Consider the following 19397-nt stretch of genomic DNA (forward strand, 5'->3'; position numbering starts at 1 on the left):
TGTGGCCGTCACAGCCAGCGCGGCAGGGCGGGCAGCTCACCCGTCGAGGACTCGAGCCCGCCGCCGCCCCGCCCGGTGAGCCACTGGGCGAGGTCGGCCGCGCTCCCGGAGACGGTGGGGCCGGACGAGCCGACGCTCGTCGGCCGGTCGCGGTCGGTCGGGTGGAGCACGAGGTCGACCGCCTCGCCCTGCGCCCGCCAGCCCTCGAGCACGTCGGCGGTGAGCCGGTCGACGACGGCGGGCGGGAAGTCGCGGTAGGAGCCGCCGGCGGCGAGGTCGACGCCGTGGATCCACACCTCGCGGGCGCGCATCCACACGGTCTCCCGGGCAGGCAGGCGCCGCCCGTGCCGGGTGCGGACCTCGGCCTCCCACGCCTCGGCCGGAAGGTCGCGCCAGTCGCCGTCCAGCGCGTCGCGGCTCTCGGTCCACAGCCGACGCAGCTCGCCGAGCGGCAGCGCGGCACCGCGTGCGATCTCCGCGTCGCGGGCCTCCTCCGACGCGTACATCGGCGTCTCCTCCCCGGTCCGCGCCCAGTGGCACAGCCGGCGCAGCGCCGCCGCGTTGGACACGACGTGGGCGGCGACCGCCCCGCGGGTCCAGCCGGGGAGCAGGCTGTCCCCGGCGACGTCCTCCTCGGTGAGCTCCGCGAGCCGCCGGGCGAAGTAGTCCGAGCCGCTGCGGACCCACTCGTGGTCCGCCTCGAGGAGACCGTCGGCGGTCATCGGCGTCCTCCCCCGGTGCCTCGGTCCGGTGTGCGCAGCACGAGTCGCATGTCGACCATCCCTCTCGCGTCGTCGTCTCTCGCGTCGTCCGGCTAGACCGTCGCGTCCTGCGCCGCCATGACCGCCGCCCGCCCCGCCTCGAGCCGGGCGACGGGCACCCGGTAGGGCGAGCACGAGACGTAGTCCAGGCCGGCGTCGTGGAAGAAGTGGATGGACTCGGGGTCGCCGCCGTGCTCGCCGCACACCCCGATGTGCATGCGCGGCTTCGTCGCCCGGCCGCCGGCCACCCCGGCGCGCACGAGCGGGCCCACGCCCTCGCCGTCGATCGTCTCGAACGGGGAGATGCGCAGCACCCCGTTGGCGAGGTACCGGGAGAAGAACGCGGCCTCGACGTCGTCGCGGGAGAAGCCCCACGTCGTCTGGGTGAGGTCGTTGGTGCCGAAGGAGAAGAAGTCGGCCTGCTCCGCGATGCGGTGGGCGGTGAGCGCCGCGCGGGGCAGCTCGATCATGCAGCCGATCGGCAGGTCGAGGAGCATGTCCGCGGCCCGCCCCTCCTCCGCGAGGACCCGCTCGGCCTCCTGGCGCACGAGCTGCAGCTCCCGCACCGAGCCGACGAGCGGGACCATGATCTCCGGCCGCGGGTCGGTGCCCTCCCCGCGCAGCTGCGCGGTGGCCTGGGCGATCGCGCGGACCTGGAGCGCGAAGAGCCCGGGGACGACGAGACCCAGGCGCACGCCCCGGAGCCCGAGCATCGGGTTGGACTCGTGCATCCGCCGGACCGCGGTGAGCAGGCGCTCCCGGCGCTCGTCGCTCTGCCCGCGCTCGGCCGCGAGCGCCACCTCGACGGCGAGCTCGGTGAGGTCGGGGAGGAACTCGTGGAGCGGCGGGTCGATGAGCCGGATGGTCGTGGGGAGGCCGTCCATCGCGCGGAGGATCTCGACGAAGTCCTCGCGCTGCGGTGCGAGCAGGGCCCCGAGGGCCTCCTCCCGCTCCGCGTCGTCGGCGGCGAGGATGAGCCGCTCGACGAGCGTGCGCCGCTCCCCGAGGAACATGTGCTCGGTGCGGCACAGGCCGATGCCCTCCGCGCCGCGCTCGCGGGCGTTGCGGGCGTCCTCGGCGGTGTCGGCGTTGGCGCGCACCCGCAGGGTCCGGGCGCCGTCGGCGTGGGTGAGGACGCGGTGGACCGCCTCGACGAGCTCGCGGGTCTCCTCGTCCGGTGCGGCCGCCCGCCCTGCGTCCAGGCCCTCGGCGATGTAGGTCATCACGGGTGAGTCGACGACGGGCACCTCGCCGAGGAAGACCTGGCCGGAGGTGCCGTCGATGGCGATGACGTCCCCCGCGTGGAGCGTGCGCCCGCCCACGCGTACCTCCCGGCGGGCGGCGTCGACGTCGAGCTCGTCGGCCCCGACGACGGCGCAGGTGCCCATCCCCCGGGCGACGACGGCCGCGTGGGAGGTCTTGCCGCCGCGGGCGGTGAGGATCCCGGCCGCGACCACCATGCCCTGGAGGTCGTCGGGGTTGGTCTCCCGCCGCACGAGGATGACGGGCGCCCCGGCCTCGCTGCGCTCCACCGCCTGGGCGTTGTCGAAGACGATCTCCCCCACCGCGGCGCCCGGCGAGGCGGCCATCCCGGTGGTGAGGAGCTCGGTGTCCGCCTCGGCGTCGAACTGCGGGAAGAGCAGCTTGCCGAGCTGGGCGCCGGTGACCCGGGAGATGGCCTCGTCCATCGTGATGAGGTCCTCGTCCACCAGCTGGGTGGCCACCCGGAAGGCGGCGGCCGCGGTGCGCTTGCCCACCCGGGTCTGCAGCAGCCACAGCCTGCCGTCCTCGATGGTGAACTCGATGTCGCACAGGTCGCGGTAGTGCGTCTCGAGGCGGCGCATCGCCTGCCGCAGCTCGGCGTAGGCGTCCGGGTCGAGCGACTCGAGGTCGGCCAGCGGCACGGTGTTGCGGATGCCCGCGACGACGTCCTCGCCCTGCGCGTTGGGCAGGTAGTCGCCGTACACGCCGGAGTGGCCGGTCGAGGGGTCGCGCGTGAAGCACACGCCGGTGCCCGACGTGCGGCCGAGGTTGCCGAAGACCATGGCCTGGACGTTGACCGCCGTGCCGAGGTCGTTGGGGATGCCCTCCTGGCGGCGGTAGAGGACGGCGCGGTCGGTGTTCCACGAGCGCAGCACGGCCTCGACGGCCATGTCGAGCTGCTGGCGCGGGTGCTGCGGGAAGTCGGCCCCGGACCGCTCCCGGACGATGTCCTTGTACGTCGCGACGAGCCCGCGCAGGTCCTCTGCGGAGAGCTCGGTGTCGTCCCGGACGCCGCGCTCGGCCTTGAGGGCGTCCAGCGCACCGGAGAAGAGCTCGCCGTCGATGTCGAGGACCGTCTTGCCGAACATCTGGAGCAGCCGGCGGTAGGAGTCCCACGCGAAGCGCTCGTCACCGGTGACGGCGGTGAGGCCCTGCACCGAGGCGTCGTTGAGGCCGACGTTGAGGACGGTCTCCATCATCCCGGGCATGGAGAACTTCGCGCCGGAGCGCACCGAGACGAGGAGCGGCTCGTGGAAGTCGCCGAGGCTGCGCCCGAGAGTGTCCTCGACCTGCCGCAGCGCGAGGGTCACCTCCACGCGCAGGTCCGGCGGGACGTGGCCGTCGCGCATGTAGGCGCGGCACGCCTCGGTGGTGATGGTGAAGCCCGGCGGCACCGGCAGGCCCAGCCTGCTCATCTCGGCGAGGTTGGCCCCCTTGCCGCCGAGCAGGTCCTTCTGGTCCATCCCGCCCTCGCTGAAGCGGTACACGTACTTCGGCATCGTCGCCTCCGGTGGTTCCCCGCGGTTCCCCGTCCCGCGGACCTGTACCCACTCTAGCGAGGCGCACCCACATCCACCGAGGGTTCCCCGCATGCGACCGGGCGACGCGGCTGCGAGGCTGAGACATGCCTGAGATCACCGTCAACGACGTTCCCGCGCGGCACCGGTACGAGGCGACGGCGGGTGAGGACCTTCTCGGGGTCGCCGTCTACGAGCGGGACGCCGAGGTCCTCGTCCTCACGCACACGGTCGTCGAGCCGTCCGCCGAGGGGCAGGGCGTCGGCTCCGCGCTGGCGAGCGCGGCCCTCGAGGCCGCCCGCGCCGAGGGGCTGAGGGTCGTGCCGGAGTGCTCGTTCATGGCCGGGTGGATCGACGAGCACCCGGAGTACGCCGACCTCGTCGACGAGCGCACCGACTGACCGGCACCGCCCCGGCCGGCCCTCCAACCGGCCGGGACGACACCCTTCGTGGCGTCCTAGAACGCCAGCTCGTGGTCGGCCACGGCCAGCACCCGCCAGGTCCGTCCCTCGGCGTCGCTCAGGTCGTAGGCCGGCAGCAGCAGGCTGCTGCCCTCGTCGGTCCAGTGCTCGACCAGGCTGGGCTCTGCCGTCGTGACGGTGACCTCGGTGACCGACCACGGGACGGGCGCCCCCGTCGCCGGCGGCGGGGCGGGCGGGTCGTCCCAGCTGCGTCCCTCGGGCTCCTCGAGGGGCATGATCGAGATGTCGTCGGACCACACCGGGCTCCCGCCGAAGCGCGGGTCGGTGAGCCGCTCGACCGCTGCCGCGGGGCTGACGACGTCGTACTCGCCGAGCTCGACGACGGGCGCGAGCGGGCCGGAGAGGGACAGGACCTCGCCGTCGACGACCTCGGCGTACCAGCTGTAGCCGGTCCGCACGCCGTCGACGACGTGGTGGGCGACGACGCTCGTCGCGGGGTTTCCCGTCCAGGCTTCCTGCTCGGCGTACTCGGCCGCCTCCGGGTCCAGCCCCAGCGCGGCGAGCGTCTCGTACAGGACACCGGCCGCACCCTCGGGGGCGGTGCCGCCGGGCGCGACGGCGCTCGGCTCCTCCCCGGCGGGGGCGCCGTCCGCGGGAAGGGGCTCGACGACGGACGTCCCGACCTCCCCGTCCCCGGCCGACGCGGACTCACCGCGCTCGGCGGCGGCGTCGTCCATCGGCTCGGCGGGCTCGACGTCCTCGAGCACCTCGTAGAGCGCGGGGTCGTGGTAGCTCATCGTGACGGCGGCGTCGGGCCCGACGTTGAGGGTGGGGCCGCTGCCGTCGGCGGGGCCGACGTTCCAGCCACCCTCCAGGCGCGGCTCCCCCTCGACGCCGAGGACCTCGGCGACGCGCGTGACGGTCTCCTCGCCGAAGACGCCGGCACCGTCAAAGGCCCACGCGGGCGCGGACCCGGCCGCGTCGCTGAGCCCCTGGGCCGTGAAGGTCGTGCGCTCCCCGCCGAAGCCGCCGGCGTAGGACATGTCGGCGGAGGACATGCTCTCCGGGGCGGCGGCTGCGGCCCGGCGCTCGTCCGGTGCGGACGCCACGGCGTCCGCCGTCGTGGGCGGCTCCTCCGTCGCACGGCCGATCCCGAAGCCGGCTCCCCCGCCGACGACGAGCGCGCCGGCAGCGACGGCGGCCACCGCCGCCCACCGCGGGCCCCGGCGGGCGCGCCGCGCCGCGAGCTCGTCCGCGCGCCGCTCGTCGGTGAGCGCGGCCAGCCGCTCGCCGTCCGGCTCGGCGCCGGCGGCGGGGTCGGCGCCGCGTACCCGGGCGACTGCCTCGTCCTCGTCCATGGTGACCTCCTGGTCCCGGTGGTGCTCCTACCCCTCCTGTGTGGCGGGCGGTCCGGTTCTTGCACCGGCGGTGGCAGGCTGGTCCCCATGCCGTCGACCCTGCACTCCTCCGCCCTCGCCCTCCTCGAGCCGTGGCAGGCGCCCACCCCGCGGCAGGAGCAGCTGCGCGAGCGCTACGTCGCCCACCTGCGGGCCGAGCCGCTGGGCGTGCTGCGCGAGTGCTACCCCGACCACCTGACGGCGAGCACCGTCGTCGTCTCCGCCGACCGCCGCAGCGTGCTCCTCACCCTGCACCGCAAGGCGCAGCGGTGGTTCCAGCTCGGCGGGCACGTCGAGCCGGGCGACCCGACGCTCGCCGCCGCCGCCCTGCGCGAGGCCCGCGAGGAGTCCGGCATCGACACCCTCGTCCTCGACCCGGTGCCGGTCCAGCTCAGCGCCCACCCCGTCCCCTTCTGCGACCCGCGCGGCGGCGCCAGCCACCTGGACGTCCGCTTCGTCGCCACGGCGCCCGCCGGTGCCGCGCACGCCGTGTCCGCCGAGTCCCTCGACGTCGCGTGGTGGCCGGTGGACGAGCTGCCCGACCCGCAGCCGGACATGGTCGAGCTCGTCGCCCTCGCGCTGGCCCGCCTGTCCTGACCGGGCGGGCCGTCAGTCGGGCCAGGCCGCGGCCAGGCGGGCCCGGGCCCGGGACAGGGCGGCGTCGGCGCCGCCGCGTGAGATGCCCAGGACCTGCGCGAGCTCGGTGCCGCCCAGCCCTTCCCACGCGTGGAGGACGAGGATCTGCCGGTCGCGCTCGCTCAGCGCCGCCAGCGCGACGCGGACGTCGTCGTCGGCGACGGCCGCCAGCGCGGGGTCACCGTCCTCGTCGCGCGAGTCGGGGAGCTCGTCCACGGGGACGGGGAGGAGCTTGCGGCGGTGGTTGGCGAGGACGAAGCCGGCCGTGCGGTAGAGCCAGGGCAGCGCGGCGTCCGCGGGGACGTCCTCGCGTCGTCGCCACGCGGTGGCGAGGACGTCGGCGGTGAGGTCCTCGACGTCCGCGGCGGGCGCGCGCCGCCGGAGGTAGCGGTACACGGCGGTCGCGTGGGCACGGTAGAGCTCCTCGAACCACGCGTCGTCGCGCACAGCGCCCCTCTCGTCAGATGCCACCACCCTGCCTGTGTCCCCGGTGGCCCTGATCTTGCACGGGCGCTGCCCGGACAGACGAACGCCCCGCGGGACGTGAGTCCCGCGGGGCGTCAGGAGCCGGTCTACTTGAAGGCGTCCTTGACGTTCTCGGCGGCCTGCTTGAGGCTGCCCTTGGTCTGGTCCTTCTGGCCCTCGGCCTGGAGGTCCCTGTTGTCGGTCGCGTCGCCGACGGCCTCCTTGATCCTGCCCGAGGTCTTCTCAGTCGAGTTCGCGATCTTGTCGTCTGCTCCCATGGGGCAACTCCTTCCGTCGCGGAGACCGGTCGTGGCCTCTCTGCCACCCACACTAGGTGTGGCCCGCGCAGGTCGCACGGGGAGGGCGGGGCACCGGCGACCCGGCCCAGGACGCACCACAGCCCGCCACCGTCGAACGGTGGCGGGCTGCAGCGGGGTGCGCAACCAGTGACGGTGCGCGGTCACCTCAGATCAGAGGGGGCGGACATTCTCCGCCTGGGGGCCCTTGGGGCCCTGAGTGGTGTCGAACTCGACCTTCTGGTCCTCGTCGAGCGAGCGGTAGCCGCTCGAGGCGATGGCCGAGTAGTGGACGAAGACATCCGCACCCCCGCCGTCGGGAGCAATGAAGCCGAACCCCTTCTCGCCGTTGAACCACTTCACGGTGCCAGTAGCCATGCAAACTCCTCGATAAAAAAGCCCCGGACCGATGCCGGAGCAGTTCCCACTGTAGCGGCCCCCGGCCGATTCGGCGAGGGGTATCGCGAACGGATCCTCCGAGGCGTTCCTCACGGGGACGCACGAAGGCCCGGCAACCCGCAGGTTGCCGGGCCTCGTGGCACCGTTCGTCAGGCTCCGGGCTGCAGCTGTCCGCCGCCGCCCGCGCCGCCACCCTGGGGGGCGGTGGGCATCTGGCGCTGCTCGACGGTCGTCGTGCCGCCGACGCCGACGGGCTCGGGCGTGACGATCTCGCCCTCGTCCAGGCCGCGGAAGAGGAACTCCCCGAGCAGGCCCTCACCGGCGGCGTCGACCTCGATGGTCTGGCCGGCGTGGATCTGGCCGTAGAGGATCTTCTCGGACAGGACGTCCTCGATCTCCCGCTGGATCGCGCGGCGCAGCGGCCGGGCACCGAGGACGGGGTCGTAGCCCCGCTCGGCGAGCAGCAGCTTGGCCGCGTCGGTCAGCCGGATCGCCATGCCCTGGTTGCGCATGCGCTCGTCGAGCTGGGCGATCATGAGGTCGACGATCTGGACGATCTGGTCCTGGGTGAGCTGCGGGAAGACGATGGTGTCGTCCACGCGGTTGAGGAACTCGGGCCGGAAGTGCTGCTTGAGCTCCTCGTTGACCTTCGTCTTCATCCGCTCGTAGTCGTTGGACAGCTCGCCGCTCGCCTGGAAACCGGTCTGCACGCCCTTGGCGATGTCCCGGGTCCCGAGGTTCGTCGTCATGATGATGATGGTGTTCTTGAAGTTCACCACCCGGCCCTGGGCGTCGGTGAGGCGGCCGTCCTCGAGGATCTGCAGGAGCGAGTTGAAGATGTCCGCGTGGGCCTTCTCCACCTCGTCGAACAGGACCACGGAGAACGGACGGCGGCGCACCTTCTCGGTGAGCTGGCCACCCTCCTCGTAACCCACGTAGCCGGGGGGCGAGCCGAAGAGCCGCGAGACGGTGTGCTTCTCGGAGAACTCGCTCATGTCGAGCTGGATGAGGGCGTCCTCGTCACCGAAGAGGAACTCTGCGAGGGCCTTGGCCAGCTCGGTCTTCCCGACGCCGGTGGGGCCGGCGAAGATGAAGGAGCCACCGGGGCGCTTGGGGTCCTTGAGCCCGGCGCGGGTGCGCCGGATCGCCTGGGACAGCGCGGTGATCGCGGCCTCCTGGCCGATGATCCGCTTGTGGAGCTCGGCCTCCATGTGGAGGAGCTTGGAGGACTCGGCCTCGGTGAGCTTGAAGACCGGGATGCCGGTCGACATCGCCAGCACCTCGGCGATGAGGTCCTCGTCCACCTCGGCGACCGTGTCGAGGTCGCCGGACTTCCAGGCCTTCTCGCGGTCGACCCGGCGCGCGGAGAGCTGCTTCTCGTCGTCGCGCAGCGAGGCGGCCTTCTCGAAGTCCTGGTCGTCGATCGCCGACTCCTTCTCGCGGCGGACCTCGGAGATCTGCTCGTCGAGCTCGCGGAGCTCCGGCGGGGCGGTCATCCGGCGGATGCGCAGGCGCGCGCCCGCCTCGTCGATGAGGTCGATCGCCTTGTCCGGGAGGAAACGGTCGGACACGTAGCGGTCGGCCAGCGTCGCGGCGGCGATGAGCGCCTCGTCGTTGATCGAGACGCGGTGGTGCGCCTCGTACCGGTCGCGCAGGCCCTTGAGGATCTCGATGGTGTGGGCCACGGAGGGCTCGTCCACGAGGATCGGCTGGAAGCGGCGCTCGAGGGCGGCGTCCTTCTCGATGTGCTTGCGGTACTCGTCCAGGGTCGTGGCACCGATGGTCTGCAGCTCACCGCGGGCGAGCATCGGCTTGAGGATGCTCGCGGCGTCGATCGCGCCCTCGGCGGCGCCCGCACCGACGAGGGTGTGGATCTCGTCGATGAACAGGACGATGTCGCCGCGGGTGCGGATCTCCTTGAGGACCTTCTTCAGGCGCTCCTCGAAGTCACCGCGGTAGCGGGAGCCGGCGACGAGCGAGCCGAGGTCGAGGGTGTAGAGCTGCTTGTCGCGCAGGGTCTCGGGCACGTCCCCGCGCACGATCGCCTGGGCGAGGCCCTCGACGACCGCGGTCTTGCCGACACCGGGCTCACCGATGAGGACGGGGTTGTTCTTCGTGCGGCGCGAGAGCACCTGCATGACGCGCTCGATGGGCTGCTCGCGACCGATGACCGGGTCGAGCTTGCCCTCGCGGGCGGCCTGGGTGAGGTTGCGGCCGAACTGGTCGAGGACGGCGGAGCCGGAGGGCTGGCCCTCGGCGGGGCCGCCGGCCGCGACGGCCTCCTTGCCCTGGTAGCCGGACAGCAGCTGGATGACCTGCTGGCGCACGCGGTTGAGGTCGGCGCCGAGCTTGTTGAGCACCTGCGCCGCCACGCCCTCACCCTCGCGGATGAGGCCGAGGAGGATGTGCTCGGTGCCGATGTAGTTGTGGCCCAGCTGGAGCGCCTCGCGCAGCGAGAGCTCGAGGACCTTCTTCGCGCGCGGCGTGAAGGGGATGTGGCCACCGGGGGCCTGCTGGCCCTCACCGATGATCTCGGTGACCTGCTGCCGCACGCCCTCGAGGGAGATGTCGAGCGACTCCAGCGCCTTGGCGGCGACGCCCTCGCCCTCGTGGATGAGGCCGAGCAGGATGTGCTCGGTCCCGATGTAGTTGTGGTTGAGCATCCGTGCCTCTTCCTGGGCAAGGACGATCACCCGACGGGCTCGGTCGGTAAATCTCTCGAACATCAGGGCTCCTTCGAGGCGGCGTGGCCGGGTGATCCCAGCCGGGCAGCGTTCATCGATGCTAACGGCGGGCCTCGCGCGAACCTGCCCGTGTTCGCCAGGGGCGTGACTCCATCGTCCTCCTCCACAGGCCCCCGCGCCCCCGGGCCGCCCTGCGGCACGATGGGTCCCATGCGAATCGAGGCCGTGCAGGGCGACATCACCACCCAGGACGTCGACGCCGTCGTCAACGCCGCCAACTCCTCCCTCCTGGGCGGGGGCGGGGTCGACGGCGCGATCCACCGGGCGGCCGGGCCGCGGCTGCTCGAGGAGTGCATGGAGCTGCGGCGCACCGAGCTGCCCGACGGTCTGCCGGTCGGCCAGGCGGTGCCGACCGCCGGCTACGACCTGCCCGCCCCGTGGGTCATCCACACCGTGGGGCCCAACCGGCACCGCGGGGAGACCGACCCGGCCCTGCTCGCCTCCTGCTTCACCAGCGCCCTCGACGTCGCGGACGCCGTCGGCGCCAGGCGGGTCGCCTTCCCGGCCGTGAGCGCGGGTGTCTACGGCTGGGAGGCCGCGGAGGTCGCACGCGTGGCGGTCGACGCCGTCCGCGGCTGGTCCGGCAGCGTGGAGCTCGTCCGGTTCGTGCTCCTCGGTGAGGACGTGCTCGCCGCCTTCACCGCGGCGCTCGAGCACCCCTGACGGGGCGGCCGACGCGGCCGGGGACGCTCAGACGTCGAGGACGATGGTGACGGGGCCGTCGTTGACGAGGGAGACGCGCATGTCGGCGCCGAAGCGGCCGGTCTCCACGTGCACCCCCCGCTCCCGCAGGGCGGCGACGACGGCGTCGACCACCGGCTCGGCGACGTCCGCCGGGGCGGCGGCGTTCCACGACGGGCGCCGGCCCTTGCGGACGTCGGCGTGGAGGGTGAACTGGGAGATGACGAGGACGGGGGCGCCGTCGTCGAGCACGGAGCGCTCCTCACGCAGGATGCGCAGCTCGGCGATCTTGCGGGCGGTGCGCTCGACCTGGTCGGGGCCGTCGTCGTGCGTGACCCCGACGAGCGCGACGAGGCCCGGCCCGGTGAATCCGCCGACCTGCTCGCCCTCGACGTGGACCGACGCGCCGTCGACCCGCTGGAGGACCGTCCTCACCAGCCGCCACCGCCGCGGCGCCCGCGGCCGTAGCCGCTGACAGCGGGCTTGACGTCGGTGAGGTAGATGGCGGCCGGGATGACGAGGATGATCGACAGGAAGCTGCCCGACAGCGGCCCGAAGGGCGGCAGGGCCACGAAGCCGAGCGCGACGTTGACGACGAGCACGATGAGCCAGAAGTTCTTCGTCCGCTTGCCCGCGTAGCTGAAGGCCTGGGCGGGCTGGCGCAGGCAGTGCAGCAGCGCCCACACCTCGACGGCGAAGGCCGCGAGCGCGAGGGCGAGGAACAGGAAGAACTGCAGACTGCCGATGATTCCCACCGCGCGAGTCTACGAGACCTTGCCGGGCCCGCAGCCCTAGCGGGCGAGGAGGTGGCTGGCCTCGGCGGCGCTGAGGCCCGAGGCCTGGAGAAGGTCGCTGGTGAGGGAGCGCATGAGGATGACGAGGGTCTGCAGGTGCCAGCCCGGGTCCTCGACGTCCTCCGGGTCGAGCTCACCGGTGACGAGGGTGAGCACCTGGGCGGCGTCCGCCGTGCTCGCGCCGCTGCCGAGCGCCTCGCCCAGGCGGAGGGCGCCGACGGCGAGGCCCTCCAGCGCCTCGCTCACCCGGTGGTCCTGGGCGCCCTGCTCGACGGCGGTGAGGCCGCGGCGCGCGATGACACGGGCGTTACGCATGGCGCGGTCGGCGAGCGTGCTCGCGCGCTCGAGGCGGGCGAGCTCGGGCAGGTAGCGCCGCGCGGCCGGCGAGATCCGGGCCGACTGCAGGGCGTTGCGCACCACCGAGGCCCAGTCGTCCAGCGTGCCCTGGGTGGTGCGGCCCAGGGCCAGGGCGTCGCGCATCCGCTCGGCGTCCCCGTCCCGCAGCCCCTTGCCGAGGGTGCTGAGCATCTGCGAGAGGTCGGCGAGGCTCGCGGCGGCGAGCTGCCGCGCGCGGCGCCGGGCGTCCTGCGGGGTGAGGATCGCGACGAGCAGGGCGAAGGTGCCGCCGACGAGCGCGTCGGTCCAGCGGCCCGTGGGCCCGTCGATGGCGGCGACGGGCAGCGCGACGATGACGATCCCCTGGACGCCGGCCTGGATGGTGAGCATCGGGCCGCGGTCGACGAACCGGGCGAGCAGCGCCCCGACGGTGATGACGAGCATGATCTGGTACACACCCGTGCCGAGGACGTAGGCCACGAGCTCCCCGAGCGCGACGCCGAGCGCCACGCCGAGCGCCAGCTCGGCGACCTTGCGCACCTCACGGTCCGCGCTGAAGCCCAGGCAGACCCAGGTGGCGATCGGCGCGAAGAAGGGCTGGGCGTGGCCGAGCAGGTAGTGCGCCACGGCCCACGACAGGCCGGCGGCGACCGCGGCGACGACCACCGGGAAGGCGGCGGCCCGCACCCGGCGCCGCCCGCCCCGCAACCGCTGCCGGACGAGAACCAGCAGGCGGCGCAGGTCGAGGCGGTCCTCGCGTCCCCCGGCTTCGCTCATGGCCTCAGGCGCGCGGCCGCCGGCGCAGCTCCTGGCCCGGGCGCTCGCTCGGGCGCCCGACGGCCTCGCCGCTCACCGGGACGATGACCTCCTGGGCGGCGGCGATGCCGTCGACGACGAGCTCGGCGTCGGCCGGCAGGGAGCGCTTGACGAGGGCGAGGGCGACGGGCCCGAGCTCGGCGTGCCGCACGACGCTCGTCACGACGCCGACGTCCTTGTCCCCGTGCACCACCCGGGCGCCGGGCTCCGGCGTCAGGTGCTCGGATCCGTCGAGGTGGAGCATGACGAGGCGGCGCGGGGGCCGACCGAGGTTGAAGACACGCGCGACGGTCTCCTGGCCGCGGTAGCAGCCCTTGTCGAGGTGGACGCCGGTGCGCAGCCAGTCCAGCTCGTGCGGGATGGCGCGCTCGTCGACCTCCCGCCCGAGCCGGGGCCGCCAGGCCTCCACGCGCAGCGCCTCCCAGGCCCATGTGCCGGCCACGCGCAGGCCGGACGCGTCGACGACGTCGGCCAGGCGGGCGCGGTCGACGAGCCCGAGGGAGCGGCGCAGGTGCCGGCCCGGGTGCTCGTCGTCGGCCGGCCCGTAGCTCGTGCCGCCCGGCGCCGTCGTGGGCCACGGGTCGTGCCAGGTGAGCACGTGCCCCGGCGCCGCCGCCACGGCATGCCAGCCGTCGCCGCAGGTGCCGACGACGGCGGTGTGCTCGGTGACGTCGGTGACCTCCACGCGCAGCATGAAGCGCATCCGCTCGAGGAACGCGACGAGGGGCGCCACGTGGTCGCCCTCGGTGACGAGCCAGGCCCGCTCGCCGTCGTCGGCCACGGCGGCGGCGTGCTCGATGCGGCCGTTGGGGTCGAGGAGGAGGAGCTCACCGGACTGCCCGGGGGCGAGCTGGAGGAGGAGCTGGGTGCTCAGGGTGTTGAGCCAGCTCAGGCGGTCGGGGCCGGAGACGGTGACGACACCGAGCTGGGAGAGGTCGACGACGCCCAGCCCGCGCTCGAGGGCGCGCTGCTCCTGGGCGGGCTGACCGTAGTGGAGCGCGACGCCGGCGTCCGGGCCGCCGCCTGCGACGGCACCGGGCCGGGAGAGCAGGGGGCTGGTCACGCCTGCTCCTGCCGGCTGAGCCGCCCGGAGGCGTAGGACTGCAGCTCCTGCCCGAAGGCGGCGAGCTCCTCGACCCACAGCAGGTCGCCCTGGACGAGCCCGTACATGCGGCTGCTCGCGCTGACGTCCTGGGCGCTGGCCGTGCGGACGACGGCGTCGCTGACGATGTCGATGCGCGCGGGGCGCACGCTGCCGACGTAGACGACGACGTGCCCGGTGGGCTGCGCGACGAGCACCTCGATGTCGGTGCTGCGCTGGCCCGGGGGCGTCTCGCTGTCGCTCGGCTCCCCCGGCGCGGCCGGGGAGACGCGCCAGTAGGCGGTCTCCGTGGCCCACACCTCGGCCTTGGCCAGCAGCTCGGCGCCGACGGCACCGGGCATCTCCTGGGAGACGGACGAGGAGTGCTCCGCGTCCACCGCCCACAGCGTGCTCGTGCAGCGCAGGTAGGGACCGCCGTCGTGGTCGAAGGTCATCTCGTGGACGAGGGGCTGCTCAGGGACTCCCGGGTAGGCCATGACGCCGTAACCGCGCCAGGATCCGACGAGCCAGGCGAGCGGGTAGACCTCCGGGGCCAGGCCCTCGGGAAGGGTGAAGGTGGCCATGCCCCGATGCTACGCGGTCGGCGCCGTGCGGCCCGTCCGCGTCCTCAGGCGAGCAGCACGCTGCCGAGCATGAAGGTCGGCGCGCCGGCGAGCATCGGCGGCAGCGCGGCGGCCGCGAGCGCGGGCAGCGGGCGGCTGGAGGTCGGGAAGCGGCCCAGGACGAGGTGGACGGCGGAGGTGAGCACCCCGGCGACGAGGCCGGTCACCCCGCCCACGAGCGGGCCGACGGCGGGCAGCAGCACACCGGCGAGCAGGCCGGCACCGCCGGCGACGACGGTGGCGAGGCCCGCGACCAGCCGGGGACGCAGCGGCACGGCCGTGCAGGCCGCGCCCGCGGCGAGCGCTGCCGCGGCCGTGACGACGACGGCCATGGCCGGGCGCGTGTCCCCGAGCGCGGGCCACATCGCGGCGGAGCCGGCGACGACGCAGCCGGTCACCGTGCCGGCGACGGACTCCACGAGGCGCGGCCGCCCGTCCCGCCGCAGCATCTCCTGGACGAAGCTGCCCGCGACCGCGAGCCCGAGCACGATCGCCACGCCGTCGACCGAGCCGGTGACCGCGACGACGGCGAGCGCCGCGAGGCCGGTGGCGGCGATGACGACGCCCGGTCCGGCCGTCACCGGCAGGCCCGCGAGCCGGGGCCAGCCGCCGGCCACGAGAAGGGTGGCGAGGGCGACGACGACGAGGAGCGGCCAGTGCCACATCGCGCTGAGCGCGAGCACGGCGGCGAGGGCGGCGGTGACGACCCCGCGGGTCGAGCTGCCCATCACGACTCGCACCCGGCGACGGCGGGGCGCGGCGGGAGGACAGGGTCGACGGGCACCCCCCGAGTCTGGCAGATCGAACACTGACGTCGGCGGCACCCCGGTTCCCACTAGTGTGTCCCCGACCAGGAAGAGGTGCGATGGCCACTCTTGTCGTGCTGACACGTGAGCCCACCGGCGCAGCCGCCGTGCTGCCCTCGCTCGCCCTGCTCGACCACCGGGTCGCGACGGCGCCCCTGTCCGCGGACTCGCTCGTCGACCCCGCGGACGCGGACGTCCTCGTCGTGGACGGCCGTCAGGAGCTCGCGGCGGCGCGATCGGTGTGCCAGCTCGCCCGCAGCACCGGGCTGCAGCTGCCCCTGCTGCTCGTCCTCACCGAGGGCGGCCTCACCGCCGTCACCCCGGCGTGGGGCTGCAGCGACATCGTGCTCGCCACGGCCGGGCCCGCCGAGCTGGAGGCGCGCCTGCGGCTCCTCGGCAGCCAGGTGGCGGCGGCGGAGCCGGCCGGGGACGTCCTCGAGGCGGGCGAGCTCGTCATCGACACCGCCGCCTACTCGGCGCGGGTGCGCGGACAGGCGCTCAACCTCACCTACAAGGAGTTCGAGCTGCTGCGGCACCTGGCCCAGCACCCGGGCCGCGTCTTCACCCGCGCGCAGCTCCTCGACGAGGTGTGGGGCTACGACTACTACGGCGGTACGCGCACGGTCGACGTCCACGTCCGGCGCCTGCGTGCCAAGCTCGGCGCGGAGCACGACCAGCTCATCGGGACGGTCCGCAACGTCGGCTACAGATTCGTCGTGCGCCCGACCGTCGACTGACAGGACGCGCCGGGCCTGCTGTCCTAGGATGGACGCAGACGTCGGGTCGCGAATGCCCCGGGCTCCAACACAAGCCGCCACGAGCGGCCTTCGCGCCGACTGGCGCTTCGCGGCCCGGCGTCGCCCTCTCCCCCGGCCGGCGTCGGCTGGGCGCACCGACGGGCCGTGCCCGAGGTTTCGCTAAGGTGTCCCGGGACGTCCGGCCGTTCGTCCTCGCCGCGGTCCCGCTCACCGATCTCGTCTCGTCTGCCCGGAGGTAGAACACCATGTCCTTGCGCCGTCCCTTCCTTGCCGTTGCCGCCGCCCTCGCGCTGGTCGGAGCGGCCGGGTGCGCGGCCGACTCCGTCCTCGAGCTCGAGGTCGGCGACTGCCTCAACCAGAGCGACCTGGAGGGCGAGGAGGTCAGCTCCGCGCCGGCCGTCGAGTGCACGGAGGAGCACGACGCCGAGATCTTCGGTGAGCACGTCTTCTCCGGTGACGACTACCCGGGCGTCGACGCCGTGCAGGCCGAGTCTCAGGAGACCTGCCTCAAGGAGTTCGCCGAGTTCATCGGCCTGCCCTACGAGGAGTCCGCGCTGCCCTTCACCATGCTCTACCCCTCCCAGCAGAGCTGGGACGAGGCCGACGACCGCACCACGCTGTGCATCGTCGTCTCCGACGAGCCGCTCACCGAGTCCCTCAAGGGCTCCAAGATCTGACCCTCCGCGACGCGAGACGCCCCCGGGAGCCGAGGCTCCCGGGGGCGTCGTCGTCTGTGCAGGTCAGCCGAAGCGCCCGGAGATGTAGTCCTCGGTCGCCTTGTTCCTCGGCGCGGCGAACATCTGCTCGGTCGCGTCCATCTCGATGAGGCGGCCGGGCTTGCCGGTGCCGGCGATGTTGAAGAAGCCGGTCGTGTCCGAGACACGGGCGGCCTGCTGCATGTTGTGGGTGACGATGACGATCGTGTAGTCCGACTTCAGCTCGGAGATGAGGTCCTCGATCGCGAGCGTGGAGATGGGGTCGAGCGCCGAGCAGGGCTCGTCCATGAGGAGCACCTGCGGCTGCACCGCGATGGCGCGGGCGATGCACAGGCGCTGCTGCTGGCCGCCGGAGATCGAGGAGCCCGGCCGGTCGAGGCGGTCCTTGACCTCCTCCCACAGGTTGGCGCCGCGCAGCGCCCGCTCCACCAGCGCCTCCTGGTCGCTCCTGCTCATCCGCTTGTTGTTGAGCTTGACGCCCGCGAGGACGTTGTCTGCGATGGACATCGTCGGGAAGGGGTTGGGCCGCTGGAAGACCATGCCGACCTGGCGGCGGACCTCGACCGGGTCGACGTCGTCGCCGTAGAGGTCCTGGCCGTCCATGAGCGCCTGCCCCTCGACGCGGGCGCCGGGGATGACCTCGTGCATGCGGTTGAGGGTGCGCAGGAAGGTCGACTTGCCACAGCCCGAGGGGCCGATGAGCGCGGTCACCGAGCGGGGCTCGATGACCATGTTGACGTCCTGGACGGCGAGGAAGTCCCCGTAGAAGACGTTGAGGTCCTTGACGTCGATGCGCTTAGACATGCGTGGTCCTTGAGGGTCGTGCGGGCAGGAGGATCTGGTGCGGGTCGCGCATCAGCGCACTCCCTTGGGCGAGAAGTACCTGCTCACCAGGCGTGCGGCGAGGTTGAGCAGCATGACGATGAGGATGAGGGTGAGCGCACCGGCCCAGGCGCGGTACTCGCTCGCCCCGCCCTGCGCGTACTGCCGGAAGACGTACACCGGCAGGGTGGCGATGCGCCCGTCGAAGGCGTCGTAGTTGACGGCGTTGGTGATGCCGACGGTGATGAGCAGCGGGGCCGTCTCGCCGATGACGCGCGCGATGGAGATCATGACGCCGGTGGTGATGCCGGCGATCGCGGTGCGCAGGACGACCTTGACGATCGTCAGCCACTTCGGCACGCCGAGGGCGTAGGCCGCCTCCCGCAGCTCGTTCGGCACGAGGCGGAGCATCTCCTCCACCGAGCGCACGACGACGGGCGTCATGAGGACGGCGAGGGCGATGCCGCCGATGAGCGCGGACTTGTACGCCGGGCCGAAGAGGACGAGGAACACCGTGAACGCGAACAGGCCCGCGACGATCGAGGGGATGCCGGTCATGACGTCGACGAGGATCGTGATGGCCCTCTTGAGGCGGCCGCCGCCGTACTCGACGAGGTAGATCGCGGTGAAGATGCCGAGCGGGATCGAGATCACCGCGGCGATGCCGGTGACGTAGAGGGTGCCGATGATGGCGTGGTAGGCGCCGCCCTCCGTCATCTGCCCGAAGACCCCGACCATGTCGGTGGTGAGGAACTCCCAGCTGAAGGTGCGGACCCCGCCGCTCACCACCGTCCAGACGAGGGACACGAGCGGGATCATCGCGAGGACGAAGGCGAGGGTGACGAGCGTCGTCGCGAGACGGTCCTTGGCCCACCGCGGGCCCTCGACCTGCCAGGAGACGGCGACGACGGCGACGACGTGGATGATCGCGCCGAGGAAGACGACGCCGGCGACGGTCGGGGTGCCGCCGATCCCGAGGATCGCGGCGGCGACGGCGAGGGAGACCGCGAGGACGGCCCACGGCGCCCACGAGGGCAGCCGGCGGGTCTGGTGCAGGGCGACGGGCGTCGTCGTCATCAGTTGGCTCCCGAGAACTCGGCGCGGCGCGCGATGACCCACCGCGCGAGGAGGTTCACGCCGAAGGTGAGGACGAAGAGGATGAGGCCGGTGGCGATGAGGACGTCGACGCCGGTCCCGGAGGCCTCGGGGAACTGGCTGGCGATGTTCGCCGCGATCGACTGGTGCTGGCCGGGCTGCAGGAGGTTGACGTTGATGAGGAACCCGGGCGACAGCACCATGAGCACGGCCATCGTCTCCCCCAGCGCGCGGCCCATGCCGAGCATGGCCGCGGAGATGATGCCCGAGCGCCCGAAGGGCAGCACGGCCTGCCGGACCATCTCCCAGCGGGTGGCCCCCAGGGCGAGGGAGGCCTCCTCGTGCAGCCGCGGGGTCTGGAGGAACACCTCACGGATCGTCGCGGTGATGATCGGCAGGATCATGACGGCGAGGACGAGCCCGGCGGTGAGGATGTTGCGGGCCGGCGCCTGGTAGTCCGCGAACAGCGGGATCCAGCCCAGGTGCTCCGAGAGCCACGCGAAGAGCGGGTCGATGACCGGCTGGAGCCACTGGATGCCCCACAGGCCGAAGATGACCGAGGGGATCGCGGCGAGCAGGTCGACGAGGTAGCCCAGTCCCTGCGCGAGGCGGCGGGGGGCGTAGTGGGAGATGAACAGCGCGATCCCCACGCTCAGCGGGACCGCGACGACGAGCGCGATGACCGAGGAGAGGACCGTGCCGAACAGGAGCGGCGCGACGTACTCCCACAGGTTGCGGCCCTGCATGAAGCCGACCTCGGCGAGCTCGTCGCGGGAGGCGACGAGGGCCGGCCAGGCGCGCACGAAGAGGAAGATCGCGACGGCGGCGAGGATGACGAGAATCACCAGGCCGGCGCCCGTGGAGATGCCGGCGAAAAGCCGGTTGCCCAGCTTGCCGGGGGTCCGCCCGGCGCGAAGGGCCGGGGTGGAGCCAGGCGGGGTCTGGGGCGGTGCGGCGGTTGCCACGTGT

The 19397-nt window shown here is 73.3% G+C and carries 21 protein-coding genes; 5 read left to right on the forward strand and 16 right to left on the reverse strand.

Annotated elements, in window-relative coordinates; translation table 11 throughout:
• Nucleotides 1–8: 8 nt before the first annotated feature.
• Together H9624_RS05515 and ppdK are read right to left on the reverse strand one after the other, a co-directional pair.
• Nucleotides 9–722, reverse strand: a complete 714-nt coding sequence (locus H9624_RS05515) for a maleylpyruvate isomerase family mycothiol-dependent enzyme (RefSeq protein WP_251838833.1) — start codon at nucleotides 720–722, stop codon at nucleotides 9–11.
• 92 nt (nucleotides 723–814) lie between these two features.
• On the reverse strand, nucleotides 815–3523 hold the full coding sequence (ppdK, locus tag H9624_RS05520) for a pyruvate, phosphate dikinase (RefSeq protein WP_251838834.1): 2709 nt from the start codon (nucleotides 3521–3523) through the stop codon (nucleotides 815–817).
• 125 nt (nucleotides 3524–3648) lie between these two features.
• Between ppdK and H9624_RS05525 the strand changes: the two genes are divergently transcribed.
• The gene (locus tag H9624_RS05525; protein WP_251838835.1) at nucleotides 3649–3942 is read left to right on the forward strand and encodes a GNAT family N-acetyltransferase; all 294 of its coding nucleotides are present in this window, start codon (nucleotides 3649–3651) and stop codon (nucleotides 3940–3942) included.
• A 56-nt stretch (nucleotides 3943–3998) separates the two neighbouring features.
• Here the strand turns inward: H9624_RS05525 and H9624_RS05530 are convergent, their stop codons facing one another.
• Nucleotides 3999–5321 (reverse strand): hypothetical protein, encoded by a 1323-nt coding sequence (locus H9624_RS05530; RefSeq protein WP_251838836.1) that lies wholly within the window; start codon nucleotides 5319–5321, stop codon nucleotides 3999–4001.
• A gap of 87 nt (nucleotides 5322–5408) precedes the next feature.
• Here H9624_RS05530 and H9624_RS05535 point away from each other — a divergent pair, with 87 nt between their 5' ends.
• Nucleotides 5409–5957, forward strand: a complete 549-nt coding sequence (locus H9624_RS05535; RefSeq protein WP_251838837.1) for an NUDIX hydrolase — start codon at nucleotides 5409–5411, stop codon at nucleotides 5955–5957.
• Between the two features lie 12 nt (nucleotides 5958–5969).
• On the opposite strand, the gene H9624_RS05540 is transcribed toward H9624_RS05535, so the two are convergent.
• The 4 genes from H9624_RS05540 to H9624_RS05555 form a co-directional block, all read right to left on the reverse strand.
• Nucleotides 5970–6443: an RNA polymerase sigma factor gene (locus tag H9624_RS05540; RefSeq protein ID WP_251838838.1), complete on the reverse strand. Its 474-nt coding sequence runs from the start codon at nucleotides 6441–6443 to the stop codon at nucleotides 5970–5972.
• Between the two features lie 125 nt (nucleotides 6444–6568).
• Nucleotides 6569–6739 carry a CsbD family protein gene (locus H9624_RS05545; protein WP_251838839.1) on the reverse strand — a complete coding sequence of 57 codons (171 nt, stop codon included), beginning with the start codon at nucleotides 6737–6739 and terminating at the stop codon, nucleotides 6569–6571.
• A gap of 192 nt (nucleotides 6740–6931) precedes the next feature.
• Nucleotides 6932–7135 (reverse strand): cold-shock protein, encoded by a 204-nt coding sequence (locus H9624_RS05550; RefSeq protein WP_251303518.1) that lies wholly within the window; start codon nucleotides 7133–7135, stop codon nucleotides 6932–6934.
• Nucleotides 7136–7305: 170 nt separating this feature from the next.
• Nucleotides 7306–9882 (reverse strand): ATP-dependent Clp protease ATP-binding subunit, encoded by a 2577-nt coding sequence (locus tag H9624_RS05555; RefSeq protein ID WP_251838840.1) that lies wholly within the window; start codon nucleotides 9880–9882, stop codon nucleotides 7306–7308.
• Nucleotides 9883–10050: 168 nt separating this feature from the next.
• Between H9624_RS05555 and H9624_RS05560 the strand changes: the two genes are divergently transcribed.
• Entirely contained in the window at nucleotides 10051–10563 is a 513-nt protein-coding gene (locus H9624_RS05560) for an O-acetyl-ADP-ribose deacetylase (protein WP_251838841.1), read from the forward strand.
• A gap of 27 nt (nucleotides 10564–10590) precedes the next feature.
• Here the strand turns inward: H9624_RS05560 and dtd are convergent, their stop codons facing one another.
• The 6 genes from dtd to H9624_RS05590 are packed head-to-tail and all read right to left on the reverse strand — an operon-like array spanning nucleotide 10591 to nucleotide 14959.
• Nucleotides 10591–11016, reverse strand: coding sequence for a D-aminoacyl-tRNA deacylase (gene dtd, locus H9624_RS05565; RefSeq protein ID WP_251838842.1), 426 nt, complete (start codon nucleotides 11014–11016; stop codon nucleotides 10591–10593).
• Nucleotides 11013–11336: a DUF2516 family protein gene (locus tag H9624_RS05570; protein ID WP_251838843.1), complete on the reverse strand. Its 324-nt coding sequence runs from the start codon at nucleotides 11334–11336 to the stop codon at nucleotides 11013–11015. The genes dtd and H9624_RS05570 overlap by 4 nt, the downstream gene beginning before the upstream one ends.
• Before the next feature lie 36 nt (nucleotides 11337–11372).
• Nucleotides 11373–12488, reverse strand: coding sequence for an FUSC family protein (locus tag H9624_RS05575; protein ID WP_251838844.1), 1116 nt, complete (start codon nucleotides 12486–12488; stop codon nucleotides 11373–11375).
• 4 nt (nucleotides 12489–12492) lie between these two features.
• The gene (ygfZ, locus tag H9624_RS05580) at nucleotides 12493–13590 is read right to left on the reverse strand and encodes a CAF17-like 4Fe-4S cluster assembly/insertion protein YgfZ (protein WP_251838845.1); all 1098 of its coding nucleotides are present in this window, start codon (nucleotides 13588–13590) and stop codon (nucleotides 12493–12495) included.
• Nucleotides 13587–14192 carry a heme-binding beta-barrel domain-containing protein gene (locus H9624_RS05585; RefSeq protein ID WP_251838846.1) on the reverse strand — a complete coding sequence of 202 codons (606 nt, stop codon included), beginning with the start codon at nucleotides 14190–14192 and terminating at the stop codon, nucleotides 13587–13589. The genes ygfZ and H9624_RS05585 overlap by 4 nt, the downstream gene beginning before the upstream one ends.
• Before the next feature lie 44 nt (nucleotides 14193–14236).
• Nucleotides 14237–14959: a hypothetical protein gene (locus H9624_RS05590; RefSeq protein ID WP_251838847.1), complete on the reverse strand. Its 723-nt coding sequence runs from the start codon at nucleotides 14957–14959 to the stop codon at nucleotides 14237–14239.
• A 137-nt stretch (nucleotides 14960–15096) separates the two neighbouring features.
• On the opposite strand from H9624_RS05590, the gene H9624_RS05595 reads away from it, so the two are divergent.
• A complete protein-coding gene (locus H9624_RS05595; protein WP_251838848.1) occupies nucleotides 15097–15774 on the forward strand; it encodes a winged helix-turn-helix domain-containing protein in 678 nt (225 codons plus the stop codon).
• Between the two features lie 266 nt (nucleotides 15775–16040).
• Nucleotides 16041–16472 carry a septum formation family protein gene (locus H9624_RS05600; RefSeq protein ID WP_251838849.1) on the forward strand — a complete coding sequence of 144 codons (432 nt, stop codon included), beginning with the start codon at nucleotides 16041–16043 and terminating at the stop codon, nucleotides 16470–16472.
• Nucleotides 16473–16535: 63 nt separating this feature from the next.
• Here the strand turns inward: H9624_RS05600 and pstB are convergent, their stop codons facing one another.
• From pstB to pstC, 3 genes are read right to left on the reverse strand one after another with little or no spacing between them, the layout of a single operon-like run.
• Nucleotides 16536–17315 carry a phosphate ABC transporter ATP-binding protein PstB gene (gene pstB / locus H9624_RS05605; RefSeq protein WP_251838850.1) on the reverse strand — a complete coding sequence of 260 codons (780 nt, stop codon included), beginning with the start codon at nucleotides 17313–17315 and terminating at the stop codon, nucleotides 16536–16538.
• Nucleotides 17316–17366: 51 nt separating this feature from the next.
• Nucleotides 17367–18410: a phosphate ABC transporter permease PstA gene (pstA, locus tag H9624_RS05610; protein WP_251838851.1), complete on the reverse strand. Its 1044-nt coding sequence runs from the start codon at nucleotides 18408–18410 to the stop codon at nucleotides 17367–17369.
• Nucleotides 18410–19393 carry a phosphate ABC transporter permease subunit PstC gene (pstC, locus tag H9624_RS05615; protein ID WP_251838852.1) on the reverse strand — a complete coding sequence of 328 codons (984 nt, stop codon included), beginning with the start codon at nucleotides 19391–19393 and terminating at the stop codon, nucleotides 18410–18412. The genes pstA and pstC overlap by 1 nt, the downstream gene beginning before the upstream one ends.
• Nucleotides 19394–19397 lie beyond the last annotated feature (4 nt).

Source organism: Oceanitalea stevensii, assembly GCF_014837105.1.
Classification (GTDB): Bacteria; Actinomycetota; Actinomycetes; order Actinomycetales; family Actinomycetaceae; genus Oceanitalea; species Oceanitalea stevensii.